Source organism: Pseudomonas putida, assembly GCF_050989985.1.
Classification (GTDB): Bacteria; Pseudomonadota; Gammaproteobacteria; order Pseudomonadales; family Pseudomonadaceae; genus Aquipseudomonas; species Aquipseudomonas putida_AI.
Genome location: NZ_CP158815.1, coordinates 2,412,808 through 2,428,064 on the forward strand (window position 1 = coordinate 2,412,808; position 15,257 = coordinate 2,428,064).

Genomic DNA, 15,257 nt, shown 5'->3' on the forward strand with positions numbered 1-15,257 from the left:
GGATCAGGCCAGCTTCACATTCATCGTAATCCGCGCCGTAAACACCTTCTTGCCTTCAACATCGTGAACATCCACCGGCACGATCTTGTCGCCTTCGCTACTCCAGTCCAGCCCCTCGCCATCAGCCACCGCCGTCAGGTCAGTCCTGGCCTTGGCTAGGTACTCCACCGTCATGCCCTTTGGAATCCAGCGCGCCCCCTTGGGGATGGACACGTCGGTCATCATCCCCGCCGCCAGCTCGGCGGCATTGCACATGGCAATCGCATGCACCGTGCCCAGGTGATTGGTGATCTCTTTGGCAAACGGCACCTGCACGGTGGCGCAGCGTTCGCGCAGGTCGGTGACCAGCGGGTTGATGGTGGAGAAATAGGGCGCCACCTGGCAGGCCATTTTGCTGAATGCCTGGGGACCGGCGCTGTTGAACATGCTGAGGAACTGACTCATGTGAAGGCCTCTGTGATGGGTGGTTTGCAGAATGTTGCTCGGTAACAGAACAATATTCTGTGACGGAACAGTATTCTGTCGGCGGGAAATCTGTCAACCTAGCGCCACGTTTGCGTTGGCAGCCGCCAGCCTCCACCCATGATTTTCGGTCTGTGTTCAGTATGGAAACTTCGGATTTACTCGAGCGCTGCTATCCCGGCCGCCGCGCCGAGCTCAAGCGCGACATCTTTCGCAAGGCCTTGCAGCTGTTCAACGAACAGGGGATCGAGGCCACGACCATCGACATGATCCGCGCCGAATGCGATACCAGCGTCGGCGCGATCTACCATCATTTCGGCAACAAGGAAGGCCTGGTGGCCGCGCTGTTTTTCACCGCGCTGGATGACCAGGCCCGGCTGCGCGACAGCTACATGGCCGACGCCGGCACCGCGCAGGCCGGGGTGTATGCACTGGTGCACAGCTACGTGGATTGGGTCGACAGCCAGCCGGAATGGGCGCGTTTTCAGTATCACGCGCGATTTGCCGTGACCAAGGGACCGTTCAAGGACGAACTCGCCGAGCGCAACAAGGCGCGCAACAAAGTGCTGCTGCAATGGCTGTCCGATCCGGCACACCGCGGTGAAATGGGGAGTTTCCCCTCCGAATTGCTGCTATCGCTGATCATCGGCCAGGCCGACAGCTACTGCCGCGCCTGGTTGTCGGGGCGGACCAAGGGCAGCCCGAAGGCCTACCGCGATGTGCTGGCCGAGGCGGCGTGGCGCTCGATTTGCTGGCAATAAATACCCTGTAGGAGCGAGCTTGCTCGCGATGGTCGTGAACGATGACGCGTGAAATCAGGTACCCGGCGGCGCTCTCGGGTTTTTCGCGAGCAGGCTCGCTCCTACAGGGATGGTGGTGGTCTTGAGAAAGCAAAAAAGCCCGGCTTAAGGCCGGGCTTTTCAATGTCTGGTTTTGCGAGGGTTAAAAAAGAGCCTCAAAGCTCTTTGATGGGGAGGAGTGGAGCCATTGAGGCTCAAGATGCGCATGAAGCAGGCGGTGGGCTTGATAGGGGTTCAGTACACTCACCACCTACGCAACGGCTTGGGCAAGCAAGCGGCTGCGCAACTCCATCGTAGGAACATGGGGGATGGCCCTCAAGTACCGCACGTCTAATCCTCCCACAAATGTCAGCTTCTGCGATTTCGCGCTCCCGGCCAACCGGCCTGATTCAAGGCTTCGAGCAGTGTTTCGGCATCCAGCCCGGGCACCGCGTGGCCGTTACCTTCGGTCGTTTCGGCGGCGAGCAGGGCGTTGATGATGGCTTCTTCCACAGCTTCGGTGGCCGCCAGGAACAACTCGCTGATGTGATCGTTATTGACCATGCTCAGATGATCGGTTGTCGGCGCGCGTTTGCGTTCGTAGGCGGCGGGTGGCACGTGGGAATTGCCGGTGGCGAAGGCGATGAAAATGTCGCCGCTGTGGTCTTCGTTGCCGCCACCGGTACGAGCCAGGCCGAGGCTGGCCCGTTGTGCCAGGCGCGTGCATTGGTGCGGCAGCAACGGCGCATCGGTGGCCAGGCAGACCACGATCGAACCCATGCCCGGATGCGGCAGCGAAGCCTTGAGGAACGGCGAATCGACCCGTGTCATGTAGCGCCCGACCGGATAGCCGTCGACTCGCAGTTCATTGCGCACGCCATGGTTGGCCTGGACGATGGCGCCGACCGTCCAGCCGCCCTGGGCACTGTCGAGCCGTCGTGAAGCGGTGCCGATACCACCCTTGAACTCGTGGCAGATCATGCCGCTGCCGCCGCCGACATTGCCTTCGGCCACCGGCCCGCCCACCGCCGCATGCAGCGCCTGCGCCACATGTTCGGGCTTTACGTGAAAGCCATTGATGTCGTTGAGCAGGCCGTCGAAGGTCTCCAGCACCACCGGCATGTTCCAGTACAGCCGCCCGTCGTCCGGTTGCTGCTCGCGGTCCAGCACGATCAAGGCATCGCGCACCACGCCCAGGCTGTGGGTGTTGGTGAAGGCGACCGGGCTGGTCAACAGGCCGGCCTCGCGAATCCATTCAAGCCCCGTGGCGTCGCCATTGCCGTTGAGCACATGGACACCGGCAAAGCATGGTTGTTGGCTGGTGGAACCGGCACGGGGCTCGATCACGGTGACGCCGGTCAGGATGTCGCGACCCTGCGCGGTACGACCCCGCACCTGGCTGTGCCCGACCCGTACGCCGGGCACGTCGGTGATGGCGTTGAGCGGGCCGGGTTGCAGCTGGCCGGGTTGGATGTTCAGGTCGCGGGCACGTGGTTTCATGGATATCTCTTCTTCAAATGAATGGCGCAAAAGTGAAAACCTGTGGGAGCGAGCCTGCTCGCGATAGCGGTAGGTCAGGCCACATCAATGTTGGATTTGATGGCCTCATCGCGAGCAGGCTCGCTCCCACAGGGAATGGCAGTGTCTGGGTTACTGTCCGTTTTTGACCTTGCTCCAGATCCGCGTCCGCACCCGTTCAGTCGCCGGCGGCAGAGGCTGCAAGGTGTACAAGGTGGCCAGCGCCTCGGCCGACGGGTACACCGCCGGATTGCTCCGGGTCGCTTCAGCCACCAGCGCCGTCGCATTGCGATTGCCATTGGGATAGTTCAGGTGATTGGTCACCGGGGCGATGACCTCGGCGCGCATCAGGTAGTCGATGAACGCCAGTCCCTGTTGCGGGTGCGGTGCGTCCTTGAGCAACACCAGGGTGTCGAACCACACCGGCGCGCCTTCCCTGGGCAGGCTGTAGGCGATCTTCACGCCGTTGCCGGCCTGTTCGGCAGTCGTCCTGGCTTCGAGCATCGCCCCGGACCAGCCCACCGCCACGCAGATATTGCCGTTGGACAGATCGCTGATGAATTTCGACGAGTTGAAGTACGCGATGTGCGGGCGCAGCTTGAGCAGCAGCGCCTCGGCCTTTTTGTAATCCTCGGGGTTGGTGCTGTTGGGCGGCAGGCCGAGGTAGTGCAGGGCGACCGGGAGCATTTCCGCGGGCGAGTCGAGCATCGCCACGCCGCACTCGCCGAGCCTGGCCAGGTTTTCTTCCTTGAACACCAGGTCCCAGGAATCCACCGGCGCCTTGTCGCCGAGCACCGCGCGCACCTTGTCGATGTTGTAGCCGATGCCGTTGGTGCCCCACAGGTACGGCACGGCGTACTGGTTGCCGGGGTCGTTGTTGGCCAGTTTCGCCAGCAGGTCGCCGTCCATGTTCTGGAAGTCCGGCATCTGGGCCCGGGGCAGTGGCGCCAGCGCGCCGGCCTTGATCAGCGTCGGCAGGCTGTAGTTGCTGGCCACCACCACGTCGTAGCCGCTGCGACTGGTCAACAACTTGCCTTCCAGCACTTCGGCGCTGTCGAAGGTGTCGTAGACCGGCTGGATCCCGGTGTCACGCTTGAAGTCCTGCAGGGTGTTCGGGCCGATGTAGTCGTACCAGTTGTACACGTGAACGGTCGGGGCATCCGATGCGCCCGCGGATAGTGAAACCGCCAGGCAAGCACCCAGCCCCAGATTGAAATACGCGCGGTGACCACTCATGATGCGGCACTCCTGGCCTGCTGCGGCCGGTGATATTCAGGAGCTTGCAGCGTATCGACCGGGGTGGCCGTTACCCATTCCCATCATGGGTTACTCGAAAGGGGTAGTGAGTGGACGCGTTGTTGAAAGAGTTGCCGCTGCACCAGGGCCTGGCGCGGATGTTCGGCAGCGTTGGCGAGGCGGGATTCTGGCGTGCGCTGGTCGATACCCTGCGTCTGCTGGTGCCGCTGGACAACGCCCTGGTCGCGGTGATGAGGCCCGGCCGGGTGCCGCGCCTGCTGATCGATTTCGACGCCAAGGGCGGCGGCGACGAACAGGAAGAACTGGCCGACTACAGCGCCGGCATGTACTTGCTCGATCCGTTTTATCAGGCAGTGGGTGCCGGCATCGCCGACGGTTTGCACAGCCTCGATTCAGTGGCCCCCGACCAGTTCCAGCAGAGCGAGTACTACCAGAGCTACTTCTGCAAAGTGGTCGGCGGCGATGAGTTGCAGTTCATGGTCAATGTCGACGGTGCCGTGCTGGGTCTGTCTCTGGGACGTTCGACGCGCTTTACCCTTGAAGAACAGGGCCGCCTGCTGTGCGTGCGCGACTGGGTGCTGGCGGCGATGCGTCGGCACCTGCAACTGTTGCCGCCGGAAGGGCCGGTTGCCGAGGCCGTGGCCGGTGACCTGGCGACCTTGCTCGACCGTTTCGACGCGCGCCTGTCAGCGCGGGAAATCGAAACCGCGCGGCTGATCTTGCAAGGCTTCTCCAGCAAGGCCATCGCCCAGCAGATGGGCATCTCGCCGGAGACGGTGAAAGTGCATCGGCGCAACCTGTATCACAAGCTCAATGTGAACGGGCATGGGGAGTTGTTTGCGTTGGTGCTGCAGCCGCGCTGATAGATCTCTTCCCTGTAGGAGCGAGCATGCTCGCGATGGTCGCCAACGATGACGCTGGCTGCCTGACACCCCGCGGTGACCTGTCGTCCATCGCGAGCAGGCTCGCTCCTACAGGAGCTGGAACACCAAAGCCTTCAACCCACACTCCACATCCGCATCCGGAAATTCCGGCGGGTTGTCCAGCCGCTGCTCGAACCGCAGGCTCGGTGCCTCGCGGGTCACGCCATCGATCAGGAAGTCCGCGCCGAACGCCGGATCGTTCATGCATGCCAGCACTGTGCCCTGCGGGCTGAGCAGTTCCGGGAGGCGGCGCAGCACGCGCTGGTAATCCTTGGTCAGCAGGAAGCTGCCTTTCTGGAACGACGGCGGGTCGATGATCACCAGGTCATACGGGCCCTTGCCGATCACCTTGCCCCAGGATTTGAACAGGTCGTGACCGAGGAAAGTGACCTTGCCCAGGTCATGCCCGTTGAGCCGATGGTTGTCGCGACCACGGCTCAGGGCCGGGCTCGACATGTCGAGGTTGACCACATGGGTCGCGCCGCCTTCGATGGCCGCCACCGAGAAACCACAGGTGTAGGCGAACAGGTTCAGCACCCGTTTGCCCTCGGCGTTGGCCCGCACCCAGTCACGGCCATAACGCATGTCGAGGAACAGGCCGGTGTTCTGCTTGCGGCCCAGGTCCACCCGGTACTTCAGGCCGCCCTCGGTGATGGTCATTTCCTCGATGACATCCCCCAGCAGCCATTCGGTGGTGCTTTGCAGCAGGTAGCGATGTTGCAGCAGCAGGGTGTGGGCGCCGGATTGTGCCCACTGGCTGGACTGGGTGATCGCCATCAGCACCTGCTTCAAGTCTTCCAGTTGCCCAGGCTCCGGCTCCTTGAACAGCGCCACCAGCACCACGCCCTGCAACCAGTCGACGGTCACTTGTTCCAGCCCAGGCCAGCAGCGCCCACGGCCATGGAACAGGCGGCGGGTTTCGGCGGGGACGGACGCGAGGGCGGTCAGCAGGTGTTCGTGGAGGGTGGCGAGGGCTTCGGTGTTCATGGGTTTGGGTCGGCGAATTTGCGGGGGCGGCATTTAACCATAGTTGCACCCTGAAAGGATCACGCACCCCCTGTAGGAGCGAGCATGCTCGCGATGGTCGTCAACGATGACGCTCACATCCTGACACCCCGCGGTGATCTGTCGTCCATCGCGAGCATGCTCGCTCCTACAGGGGGACGCAGAGCAGTTATCACGAATAATTTAACTCTGCGTGAGGATTTGGCGATCTTGTCGCTCCCATACTCGGCCCCATCGAACAACAAACCAGGAGCCGGTCATGTCGCAGTCAACTGCTTCACCTAAGGCCAGCCACCCACGCTGGCTAAGGCTCACCCATTGGTTGAACGCCCTGGCGGTGCTGGTGATGGTGACCAGCGGCTGGCGGATCTACAACGCTTCGCCTCTCTACGATTTCAGTTTTTCCAGTTCCATCACCCTCGGCGGCTGGCTCGGCGGTGCGTTGCAGTGGCACTTCGCGGCGATGTGGCTGCTGGCGTTCAACGGCCTTGTGTACCTGGCCTTCAACCTGTTCAGCGGTCGCCTCAAACGGCGCTTTTTCCCGGTTTCACCCAAGGGCGTTCTGCATGACCTGTGGGCTGCCTTGCGCGGCAAGCTCGGCCACGCCGACCTGAGTCATTACAACCAGGTACAGCGGTTTGCGTACCTGTTCGTGATGCTCGACATCACGCTGCTAGTGATCTCCGGACTGGTGTTGTGGAAGTCGGTGCAGTTCCCGCTGTTGCGTGAATTGCTGGGCGGTTATGACACCGCGCGACATGTGCACTTCATTGCGATGGCGCTGCTGGTGGCCTTTGTCGCGGTGCATCTGGTGATGGTCGCACTGGTTCCGAAAACCCTGCTCGCCATGATCGTCGGGCGCAAGGAGTCCGTATGAAAAAGCGCATTCAGCATCCGCAGCTGGATGAGTCCTCGATCCTGACCGACGCCCGCAAGATCCTCGCGCCGCAGATCGAAGACCGCTCACGTCGCTCGTTCCTGCTGCGTGGCCTGACCCTCGGCGGTGTCGCCATGCTGTCCGGCTGCAACCTGACCGACAGCGAAAGCGTCGAGACCGCGCTGTCGTCGATGTCGCGCTTCAACGATCGGGTGCAGGGCTGGCTGTTCAACCCCAACGCCATGGCGCCGACCTATCCGGCATCGATGATCACCCGGCCGTTTCCGTTCAATGCCTTCTACGGCATCGATGAGGCGCCGACGGTGGAGGAGGCGAGTTATCGCCTGGAGGTGTCCGGCCTGGTGGCGGACAAACGCAGCTGGCGTCTCGAAGAGTTGCGCGCCATGGCGCAGACCGATCAGATCACCCGGCACATCTGCGTCGAAGGCTGGAGCGCCATCGGCCGCTGGGGCGGCGTGCGCTTCAGTGATTTCCTCAAGCGCATCGGCGCCGACACCGACGCCAAATACGTCGGCTTCAAGTGCGCCGACGACTACTACACCAGCATCGACATGGCCACGGCGCTGCATGCGCAAACCCTGCTGGCGCTGACGTATGACGGCGCGGTGCTGCCGCGCGAGTACGGCTTCCCGATGAAGCTGCGCATGCCCACCAAGCTTGGCTACAAGAACCCCAAACACATCCAGGCGATTTTCGTCAGCAACACCTACAGCGGCGGCTACTGGGAAGACCAGGGCTACAACTGGTTCGGTGGCAGCTGACGAACGTCCGCAAACTTCACCCCCCAAAAACGAGCTGCAAGGAGATTCATCATGAAAAAGCTGACCACCGTTGTTCTGTCCATGTGCCTGGCCGTTGGCGCTGCTTCCGTGTTCGCTGCCGACACCATGAGCAACGACAGCATGAGCAAGGATTCGATGTCCAAGGACGCGATGAAAAAAGACACGACGATGAAGAAGGACTCCATGGCCAAGGACACGATGAAGAAAGACAGCATGTCCAAGGACTCGATGAGCAAGGACGGTATGAAAAAAGATGCCATGTCCAAGGATGCGATGAAAAAGGACGCCATGTCGCAATAACCCCAAACCACCACAATCCACTGTGGGAGCGGGCTTGCCCGCGAAGGCGGCGTGTCAGTCAACATTGATGTTGAAGCTGACGGCCTCTTCGCGGGCAAGCCCGCTCCCACAGGTTTTTGTGCAGGATTCAAAGGGTATGACCTGAAGTCATACCCCCATGATTTTATATGGTTACAGCCCCGCCAACCCCCGGTGTTAAAAAATCGCAAACCAGCTCATCAACAACAAAAAAGAGCGTTTGCACCATGATGAACAATCACTGCCGCGTCCCCGCCAGCCCCGTGCTGCGCTCTTCGAATCCCGACTTTTGCCATGCCGAGCCCCAGGCCCGCGTGCGCTTCTGACCACCCAAACAAATCCCTCTGCGTCCTGACAAGAGTAACGACACATGAAAGAACTCGACCTGTACATCGGTGAAGGTTTCGAAAGCCCGGGCGTGAACGCCGCGCACATCAACATCCTGATCGGCCCGCGCAACGGCCCGGCAGGACAGGCGTTCGCCAACAGCCTGGCCTCGCCAAGCCAGGGTCATTGCCCGTTCATGGTGATCGCCCAGCCGAACATCCCGGTCAAACCGATGACCCTGTACGTCAACAAGGCCGCCATCGGCAGCGACCTGCACGGCAACGCTACCTGGGGCGCGTCCCAGGCCGGTATCGCCAAGGCTGTCCTGGAAGCGCTGCTGGACGGCACCCTGCCGCCGGAAGCCGAAGATGAGTGGGCCATCGTCACCGCCAACTGGGTCAACCCGTCCTGCGACGACCTGGATGCCGTGTACCTGAACAACTACAACGCCTGCCGCACCGCGATCCGCGCCGCCCTGACCGGCAAGCCGGAAACCGCGCAGCTGGCGGACGTGGTCAACCACATCAGCAACCCTTTCTACACGCCAAAAGCCTGAGGTCCGCGCCATGCAATACATTCGTTTGGGTAACTCCGGCCTCGAAGTCTCCCGCCTGTGTCTGGGCACCATGAACATGGGCACCCCGGACTGGAAACCGTGGATCTTCGATGAGAAGAAAAGCGAACCGATCGTCAAGCACGCGCTGGACAACGGCGTGAACTTCATCGACCTGGCGGACTTCTATTCCGCCGGCGTCGGCGAGGAAGTGGTAGGGCGCATCGTCAAGCGCCTGGCCCGTCGCGAAGACCTGGTGATCACCACCAAGGTCGGCTACGGCACCCGCCCGGGCATCAACGCCAGCGGCCATTCGCGCAAGCACATCATGGACAGCATCGATGCGTCCCTGAAGCGCCTGGACATGGATTACGTCGACGTCTTCATGCTGCACTACTTCGACGTCAACACCCCGGTCGAAGAGACCATGAGCGCCATGAACGACATCGTGCGTTCCGGCAAGGCCCGCTACATCGGCGTGTCGACCATGCTCACCGGGCAGCTGGCGAAGATCCTCATGACCTGCGAGCGCAACGGCTGGGTCAAGCCGATCAACATGCAGCTGCAACTGAACTGCGCCTACCGCGAAGAAGAGCGCGAGATGATTCCGTTCTGCCGCGACCAGGGCCTGGGTGTTTCGGTGTTCAGCCCGTTGGCCCGTGGCCTGCTGACCGGTGACGTGCAGTCGACCCGCAACCAGACCGACTTCTTCACCCAGCAGATGTACAGCGACGAAGCGTCGTTCGAAATCGCCCGCTCGGTACAGCGCGTAGCCCGTGCCCGTGGCGTGTCCAACGCGCAGATCGCCCAGGCCTGGGTCGCCAATCACCCGGGTGTGGATTGCATGCTGGTCGGCGCCGACACCACCGAACAGTTCGACAGCGCCCTGGCTGCGCTGGAAACCAAACTCGATGCCGAAGAGCTGCACGAACTGGAGCGCAACTACACCCCGTGCGACGTGATCAACGATTACACCGCCGGCAAGCGCATCCTGCGTACCGCCCGTCCGGGTTCTGAACGCTTCACCCTGACCGAGGCCGTGGCATGAGCGATTTGATCCGCCACGGCAATTTCATAGATGGTCGCTGGTCAAGCGGCGGGGCAACCTACCCGGTGCTGAACCCGGCAACCGGCGAGCTGATCGCCGACGTACAAAAGGCCGGCGCCGAAGAAACCAACCTGGCCATCGAAGCCGCCAACCGCGCCTTGCCGGCCTGGCGCAAGCTGACCGCCAAGGAACGCAGCCAGCGCATCAAGCGCTGGGGCGAGCTGATGCTGAGCAACCAGAAGGACCTGGCCACCTTGCTCAGCCGCGAGCAGGGCAAGCCGCTGGCCGAAGCCATGGGCGAAGTGGTGTACGCCGCGAGCTTTCTGGAGTGGTTCGCCGAGGAGGCCAAGCGCGCCTACGGCGATGTGATCCCGAGCCACAAGGCCGATGCACGCATCGTCGTGGTCAAGGAAGCCATCGGTGTGGTCGCTGCGATCACCCCGTGGAACTTCCCGCTGGCCATGGTCACCCGCAAGGTCGGCCCGGCATTGGCCGCAGGTTGCACCATGATCCTCAAGCCATCGGAAGAAACCCCGCTGTCGGCCTTTGCCCTGGCGGTGCTGGCTGAGCAGGCGGGCATTCCGGCCGGCGTGTTCAACGTGGTGTCCGGCGATGCCGTGGCGATCGGTGGCGCGCTGCAAGCGTCCGGCATCGTGCGCAAGCTGTCGTTCACCGGCTCGACCCGCACCGGCAAGCTGCTGATGCGCCAGGCCGCCGACACGCTGAAAAAGGTCTCGCTGGAACTGGGTGGCAACGCGCCGTTCATTGTCTTCGACGACGCCGACATCGACGCCGCCGTGAAAGGCGCCATGGCCTCGAAATTCCGCAACACCGGGCAAACCTGTGTCTGCGTGAACCGCTTCTTCATCCAGGACGGCGTGTACGAAGCCTTCACCGGCAAACTCGCCGAAGCCGTGGCGGCCATGCGCGTGGGCAATGCCCTGGAAGGCGAAACCGAACAGGGCCCGCTGATCAACGCTGCCGCCCTGGCCAAGGTCGAGTTGCATGTCAGCGACGCGGTAGGGAAGGGCGCCAAGGTCCTGTGCGGCGGTCGCCGTCACGCCCTGGGCGGCACGTTCTACGAGCCGACGATTCTTGCCGAAGCCAGCGGCGACATGCTGATCGCCCAGGACGAAACCTTCGGTCCGGTGGCGGCGTGCTTCCGCTTCAAGGACGAAGCCGAAGTGCTGCAGCGGGCCAACGACACGCCATACGGTCTGTCGGCCTACTTCTACAGCCGCGACATCGGTCGCGTCTGGCGCATGGCCGAAGGCCTGGAAGCGGGCATGGTCGGGATCAACGAAGGGATCATTTCCACGGAAGTGGCGCCTTTCGGTGGCATCAAGGAATCGGGCCTGGGTCGCGAGGGTTCCAAATACGGTCTGGATGACTACCTGGAAATCAAATACCTGTTGATGGGTGGCCTGTAACCCGCATGCCCCCTGTAGGAGCGAGCCTGCTCGCGATGGTCGTCAACGATAACGCTGCAAGCCTGACACCCCGTGGCGTTCTCAAGTCCATCGCGAGCAGGCTCGCTCCTACAAAAGACAAAAACAGTTATCGGTTTCATTTCTCCGTCAATAACAACAAATGGAGACGAAAATGTCCGTACAACCCGTAAAGATCGACGACCTGCCCATTGGCCGTTTCCACATCAAAATCGCCGGCCTGACGTTCGGCGCGCATTTCACCGACGGCTACATCCTCGGCCTGATCGGTATCGCTTTCACCCTGCTGAGCCCGCAGATGCAACTGGACGCCTTCTGGCAGGGGCTGATCGGTGCTTCGGCGCTGATTGGCCTGTTCCTCGGCAGCCTGTTTTTCGGCTGGATTTCCGACAAGGTCGGCCGGCAGAAAATCTTCCTGGTCAGCTTCGTGCTGATCACCATTGCTTCGGTGATGCAGTTCTACGTCGAGTCGGCGCTGACCCTGTTCCTGTGCCGGGTGCTGATCGGTATCGGCCTGGGCGGCGACTTCAGTGTCGGCCACGCCATGCTCGCCGAGTTCGCGCCGAAGAAACACCGTGGCGTGTTGCTCGGATCGTTCAGCGTGATCTGGACGTTCGGTTATGTGGCGGCGACCTTTGTCGGCACCGCGATGCTCAGCCTCGGCGACGATGCCTGGCGCTGGATGCTGGCCTCGTCGGCGATCCCGGCGGCGCTGATTCTGATTGCCCGCATCGGCACATCGGAATCGCCGCGCTGGCTGGTCAACCAGGGGCGCATCGCCGAAGCCCGTGCCATCGTCAAGAAGTTCCTGGGCGAGCACGTCGAACTCGACGAAACCCGTTCCACTGAAACCCGTTCCGGCTACGCCGTGCTGTTCAGCCCCGAGTACCGCAAGCGCACGGCGTTCAACTGCCTGTTCTTCGTCTGCATCGTCATGCCGTACTTCGCCATCTACACCTTCCTGCCGTCGGTCCTGCAGAAGATGGGCCTGGCCGAAGGCTTCGGCACCGAGCTGATGCTGAACATGCTGCTGATCCTCGGCGCGCTGATCGGCATCTGGTGCACCATCAAGTTCACCCGGCGCGGGTTCCTGATCAACTCGTTCATCATCCTCGCCATCGCCCTGTTCCTGTTGGCGGTGTTACCAAGTAGTGCCGCGGCGTTGATGGTGCTGGTGTTCGGCCTGTTCACCCTGGTGCTGTCGGCGGTGAGTAACCTGGTGGGCGTGTTCCCGGCCGAGAGCTTCCCGACCGAAGTGCGTGCCAGCGGTATCGGCCTTGCCACGGCGGTGAGTCGCCTGGGCTCGGCGGTCAGCACCTTCCTGCTGCCGGTGAGCGTGGCGGGTATCGGCCTGAGCCCGACCATGGGCATTCTCGCGGCGATCCTGGCCATTGGTGCGCTGCTGTCCTGGGCCTGGGCACCGGAGACCAAGTCGCTGACCCTGAGCCAGGCGTGCAAGGCGCAGAGTCCGGTGGAGGCGGGTGTGGGTGTGGCCGTGAAAGCCACAGCTCCAATCTAGAAATCTACACCGGCCCAATGTAGGAGCGAGCCTGCTCGCGATGGCGGCCTGGCAGTCGACATGGATGTTGGCTGGAAGGGCCTCATCGCGAGCAGGCTCGCTCCTACAGGTGAATGTGGTGTTCTAGGGGTTACTGACCAACTCCAGCCACTCGGTAAACAACTTCACCTTCGACAACCCCCACTTATCATTCGCCACATCCAGCCAATAGCCATACGGCCCGACCACTTCCACCGGGGTGATCGGCAGCAGGCTGCCATTGGCCAATTCCTTCTCGATCATCTGCCGGTCGATCACCGCCAGCCCGCCGCCTGCCAGCGTGGTGTGGATCACCTGGTCCAGGGTGCTGAATTCCAGGCCTTGCCCTGCATCGACATCATCGCGGCCCATGGCCGCCAGCCAGTTTTCCCAGACCTTCAGGCGCTTGCCGTCGTTGAGGATGTGCAGCAATGGAAAGCGCCGCAGGTCCGGCGGCTGGTCGCCGTCGAACAGTTCCGGGCTGGCAACGGCGATGTGTCGCTCCATGACCAGCAATTGGCTGTGGCAATGGCTCGCCGCTTCGAGGCCGAAGCGGATATGGCAGTCGATTTCCGCCAGGCTTTCGTGGCCCACCTGGTTGATCACGCTCAGGCTGATGTCGGGATAGCGCTGGACGAAGGCGCGCAGATGCGCCGACAGCCAGCGCGTGGCCCAGGTCGGTGGCGCGACGATGCGCAGGCGTTGGCGCAGATTGGGCACGCGCACCGCTTGCAGCGCCCGCTCGATGTGGTCGAAGGCGTCGCTCAGGTGAGGGGAGAGGGCGTTGCCGGTTTCAGTCAGCGTCAGGCCCTGGGGCGTGCGAATGAACAGCGCGACGCCCAGGTAATCTTCCAGTTGCTTGATCTGCCGGCTGACGGCGCCCTGGGTGACATTCAAACCCAGGGCTGCCTGGCTGAAACTGCGATGCCGCGCGACCTCTTCGAAGACGCGCAGCATGTTGAGCGAGGGCAGTTGACGCATGTAAGGGCTCATTTTTTTTGCGTTGTTTTGTGGCGTCTATCTGACTATTGCCAATGAGCGGATGCAAGTGTTGTTTGGGCGGACGCTATCGCGGGCAAGCCTTGCTCCCACGGAGTCAGGGTGATGCACAAAATTGTGTTCACTCTAAAACCTGTGGGAGCAAGGCTTGCCCGCGATGGCGTCATTAAGGACAGCGAATATTCGGGATCAGAAGTAGTACCCAATGTTCATGTAAAGCTGGTTCTCCCACTGATCAGTCCCGCCCGCTCCCAGGCTCTGGGTATAGCTGCTGCCGCCAATGTACGGATCGTTCTTGCCGATCAGCCATTCGGTGTAGACCCACAATTTGCTGACCGCGAACGAGGTGCCGAGGATCATCCGCTGGGAGGTCTTGAAGTCGCTGGCGGATTTGTCGAAGGCGCTGTAGTTGGCGTACAGCTTGATCCCGCTGACCTGGTCGAACAGGTACTTGCCGTCCACGTCATAGCTCAGGTCCGCCACGTACAGGTTGCCGCGACTGGCGACGTTGTAGGTGCCGTCGTAACCGCCGAGGGTCACCAGTTCATCGGTGCCGGGGTTGCGCGGTGACATCTGCTGGCGTGCGGCTTGCAATTGCACTTCCCACGGACCGTTCTTGCCCAGGTAGTGCACGGCCACGGCATTGCGTCGGCCATTGTTGTCGGTGTCGCGGTTTTCCAGGGTCGACGTCAGGCCGGACAGGCCGACTTCGGATTTCCACGGTCCCAGGTCCATCGCCTTGGCCACTCGCAGCACCACGGTATTGCGCTCCTGGTTGTCGCTGCCGTCGGCCACATAGCTGTCGGCTTCCGACACCACGCTGGAGTAGGTGACGCCGTTACTGGTGCCTTTGCCTTGCCAGGCCGGGCGCAGGTAGTAACCGGCCTGGACGTTCCAGTCCCCGCTTTGCTGGATGTACTTGGCGCCGACCTGCTGCACATCTTCCAGGCCGATCACGTTACCCAGGGTTTCGTAGAAGGTGCTGCCGAAGTACGGCTGCAAACCGAATGGCACCGTGTTCAGGCCCACTTGTACCTGCTGGTCGGGGTTGAACTTGTAGCCGGCCCACGCGTACTTGGCGAATTGGATATCGCCATAGTTCTTGGTGTACTGGTAAGGGTAGGACCGTCCGTAGAAACGGTACTGGGCCTCACCGATCCAGGTGTCGGAGTTGTACTTGGCGCTGAGGAATATCGTGTCCAGGCCGAACTTCTGGATGTCGCGGTCCGGATCGTAGTCCCAACGGGCACGGATGGCACCGCCGAGGTCGAGGTTGTCGGTGACCTGGATGGCCATGGCCGGTGCGGCCAGGGCACCGAGGACAGGAATCAAAGCAATGGAACGGATAGCACGAGGGGTGGTGCGCACAGTCTTACTCCCGATATTTTTTGATTTTTTATGGC

At 62.0% G+C, this 15,257-nt stretch carries 15 protein-coding genes; 9 read left to right on the forward strand and 6 right to left on the reverse strand.

Going from position 1 to position 15,257, the window contains the following annotated elements:
• Positions 1 to 3: 3 nt before the first annotated feature.
• Positions 4 to 444 (reverse strand): hotdog fold domain-containing protein, encoded by a 441-nt coding sequence (locus tag ABTV29_RS11180; protein WP_433770166.1) that lies wholly within the window; start codon positions 442 to 444, stop codon positions 4 to 6.
• Between the two features lie 161 nt (positions 445 to 605).
• On the opposite strand from ABTV29_RS11180, the gene ABTV29_RS11185 reads away from it, so the two are divergent.
• Positions 606 to 1,223, forward strand: coding sequence for a TetR/AcrR family transcriptional regulator (locus ABTV29_RS11185; protein WP_433770168.1), 618 nt, complete (start codon positions 606 to 608; stop codon positions 1,221 to 1,223).
• A 387-nt stretch (positions 1,224 to 1,610) separates the two neighbouring features.
• Here the strand turns inward: ABTV29_RS11185 and ABTV29_RS11190 are convergent, their stop codons facing one another.
• Both ABTV29_RS11190 and ABTV29_RS11195 read right to left on the reverse strand, forming a co-directional pair.
• Positions 1,611 to 2,741 (reverse strand): P1 family peptidase, encoded by a 1,131-nt coding sequence (locus ABTV29_RS11190; protein ID WP_433770170.1) that lies wholly within the window; start codon positions 2,739 to 2,741, stop codon positions 1,611 to 1,613.
• A 150-nt stretch (positions 2,742 to 2,891) separates the two neighbouring features.
• A complete protein-coding gene (locus tag ABTV29_RS11195; protein WP_433770172.1) occupies positions 2,892 to 3,995 on the reverse strand; it encodes a polyamine ABC transporter substrate-binding protein in 1,104 nt (367 codons plus the stop codon).
• 110 nt (positions 3,996 to 4,105) lie between these two features.
• Here ABTV29_RS11195 and ABTV29_RS11200 point away from each other — a divergent pair, with 110 nt between their 5' ends.
• Positions 4,106 to 4,879, forward strand: a complete 774-nt coding sequence (locus tag ABTV29_RS11200; RefSeq protein WP_433770174.1) for a helix-turn-helix transcriptional regulator — start codon at positions 4,106 to 4,108, stop codon at positions 4,877 to 4,879.
• Between the two features lie 108 nt (positions 4,880 to 4,987).
• Here ABTV29_RS11200 and ABTV29_RS11205 read toward each other — a convergent pair whose 3' ends face one another.
• Positions 4,988 to 5,926, reverse strand: a complete 939-nt coding sequence (locus tag ABTV29_RS11205) for a class I SAM-dependent methyltransferase (RefSeq protein WP_433770175.1) — start codon at positions 5,924 to 5,926, stop codon at positions 4,988 to 4,990.
• Between the two features lie 277 nt (positions 5,927 to 6,203).
• On the opposite strand from ABTV29_RS11205, the gene ABTV29_RS11210 reads away from it, so the two are divergent.
• The 7 genes from ABTV29_RS11210 to ABTV29_RS11240 all read left to right on the forward strand — a co-directional run bounded on the left by ABTV29_RS11210 (position 6,204) and on the right by ABTV29_RS11240 (position 12,837).
• Positions 6,204 to 6,821, forward strand: coding sequence for a cytochrome b/b6 domain-containing protein (locus tag ABTV29_RS11210; RefSeq protein WP_433770177.1), 618 nt, complete (start codon positions 6,204 to 6,206; stop codon positions 6,819 to 6,821).
• Entirely contained in the window at positions 6,818 to 7,603 is a 786-nt protein-coding gene (locus tag ABTV29_RS11215; RefSeq protein ID WP_433770178.1) for a molybdopterin-dependent oxidoreductase, read from the forward strand. Before ABTV29_RS11210 ends, ABTV29_RS11215 begins: the two co-directional genes overlap by 4 nt.
• Positions 7,604 to 7,654: 51 nt before the next feature.
• Positions 7,655 to 7,924 (forward strand): pentapeptide MXKDX repeat protein, encoded by a 270-nt coding sequence (locus tag ABTV29_RS11220; protein ID WP_433770180.1) that lies wholly within the window; start codon positions 7,655 to 7,657, stop codon positions 7,922 to 7,924.
• A 388-nt stretch (positions 7,925 to 8,312) separates the two neighbouring features.
• Positions 8,313 to 8,825 (forward strand): formaldehyde-activating enzyme, encoded by a 513-nt coding sequence (fae, locus tag ABTV29_RS11225; protein ID WP_433770182.1) that lies wholly within the window; start codon positions 8,313 to 8,315, stop codon positions 8,823 to 8,825.
• 10 nt (positions 8,826 to 8,835) lie between these two features.
• The gene (locus tag ABTV29_RS11230) at positions 8,836 to 9,870 is read left to right on the forward strand and encodes an aldo/keto reductase (RefSeq protein WP_433770184.1); all 1,035 of its coding nucleotides are present in this window, start codon (positions 8,836 to 8,838) and stop codon (positions 9,868 to 9,870) included.
• Complete coding sequence (locus ABTV29_RS11235) at positions 9,867 to 11,300, forward strand: NAD-dependent succinate-semialdehyde dehydrogenase (RefSeq protein WP_433770186.1); 1,434 nt, start codon at positions 9,867 to 9,869, stop codon at positions 11,298 to 11,300. Before ABTV29_RS11230 ends, ABTV29_RS11235 begins: the two co-directional genes overlap by 4 nt.
• Before the next feature lie 172 nt (positions 11,301 to 11,472).
• Positions 11,473 to 12,837: an MFS transporter gene (locus tag ABTV29_RS11240; RefSeq protein ID WP_433770188.1), complete on the forward strand. Its 1,365-nt coding sequence runs from the start codon at positions 11,473 to 11,475 to the stop codon at positions 12,835 to 12,837.
• A 123-nt stretch (positions 12,838 to 12,960) separates the two neighbouring features.
• On the opposite strand, the gene ABTV29_RS11245 is transcribed toward ABTV29_RS11240, so the two are convergent.
• The gene (locus ABTV29_RS11245) at positions 12,961 to 13,836 is read right to left on the reverse strand and encodes a LysR substrate-binding domain-containing protein (protein WP_433770190.1); all 876 of its coding nucleotides are present in this window, start codon (positions 13,834 to 13,836) and stop codon (positions 12,961 to 12,963) included.
• A gap of 207 nt (positions 13,837 to 14,043) precedes the next feature.
• On the reverse strand, positions 14,044 to 15,222 hold the full coding sequence (locus ABTV29_RS11250; RefSeq protein WP_433770192.1) for a hypothetical protein: 1,179 nt from the start codon (positions 15,220 to 15,222) through the stop codon (positions 14,044 to 14,046).
• Between the last annotated feature and the right edge of the window lie 35 nt (positions 15,223 to 15,257).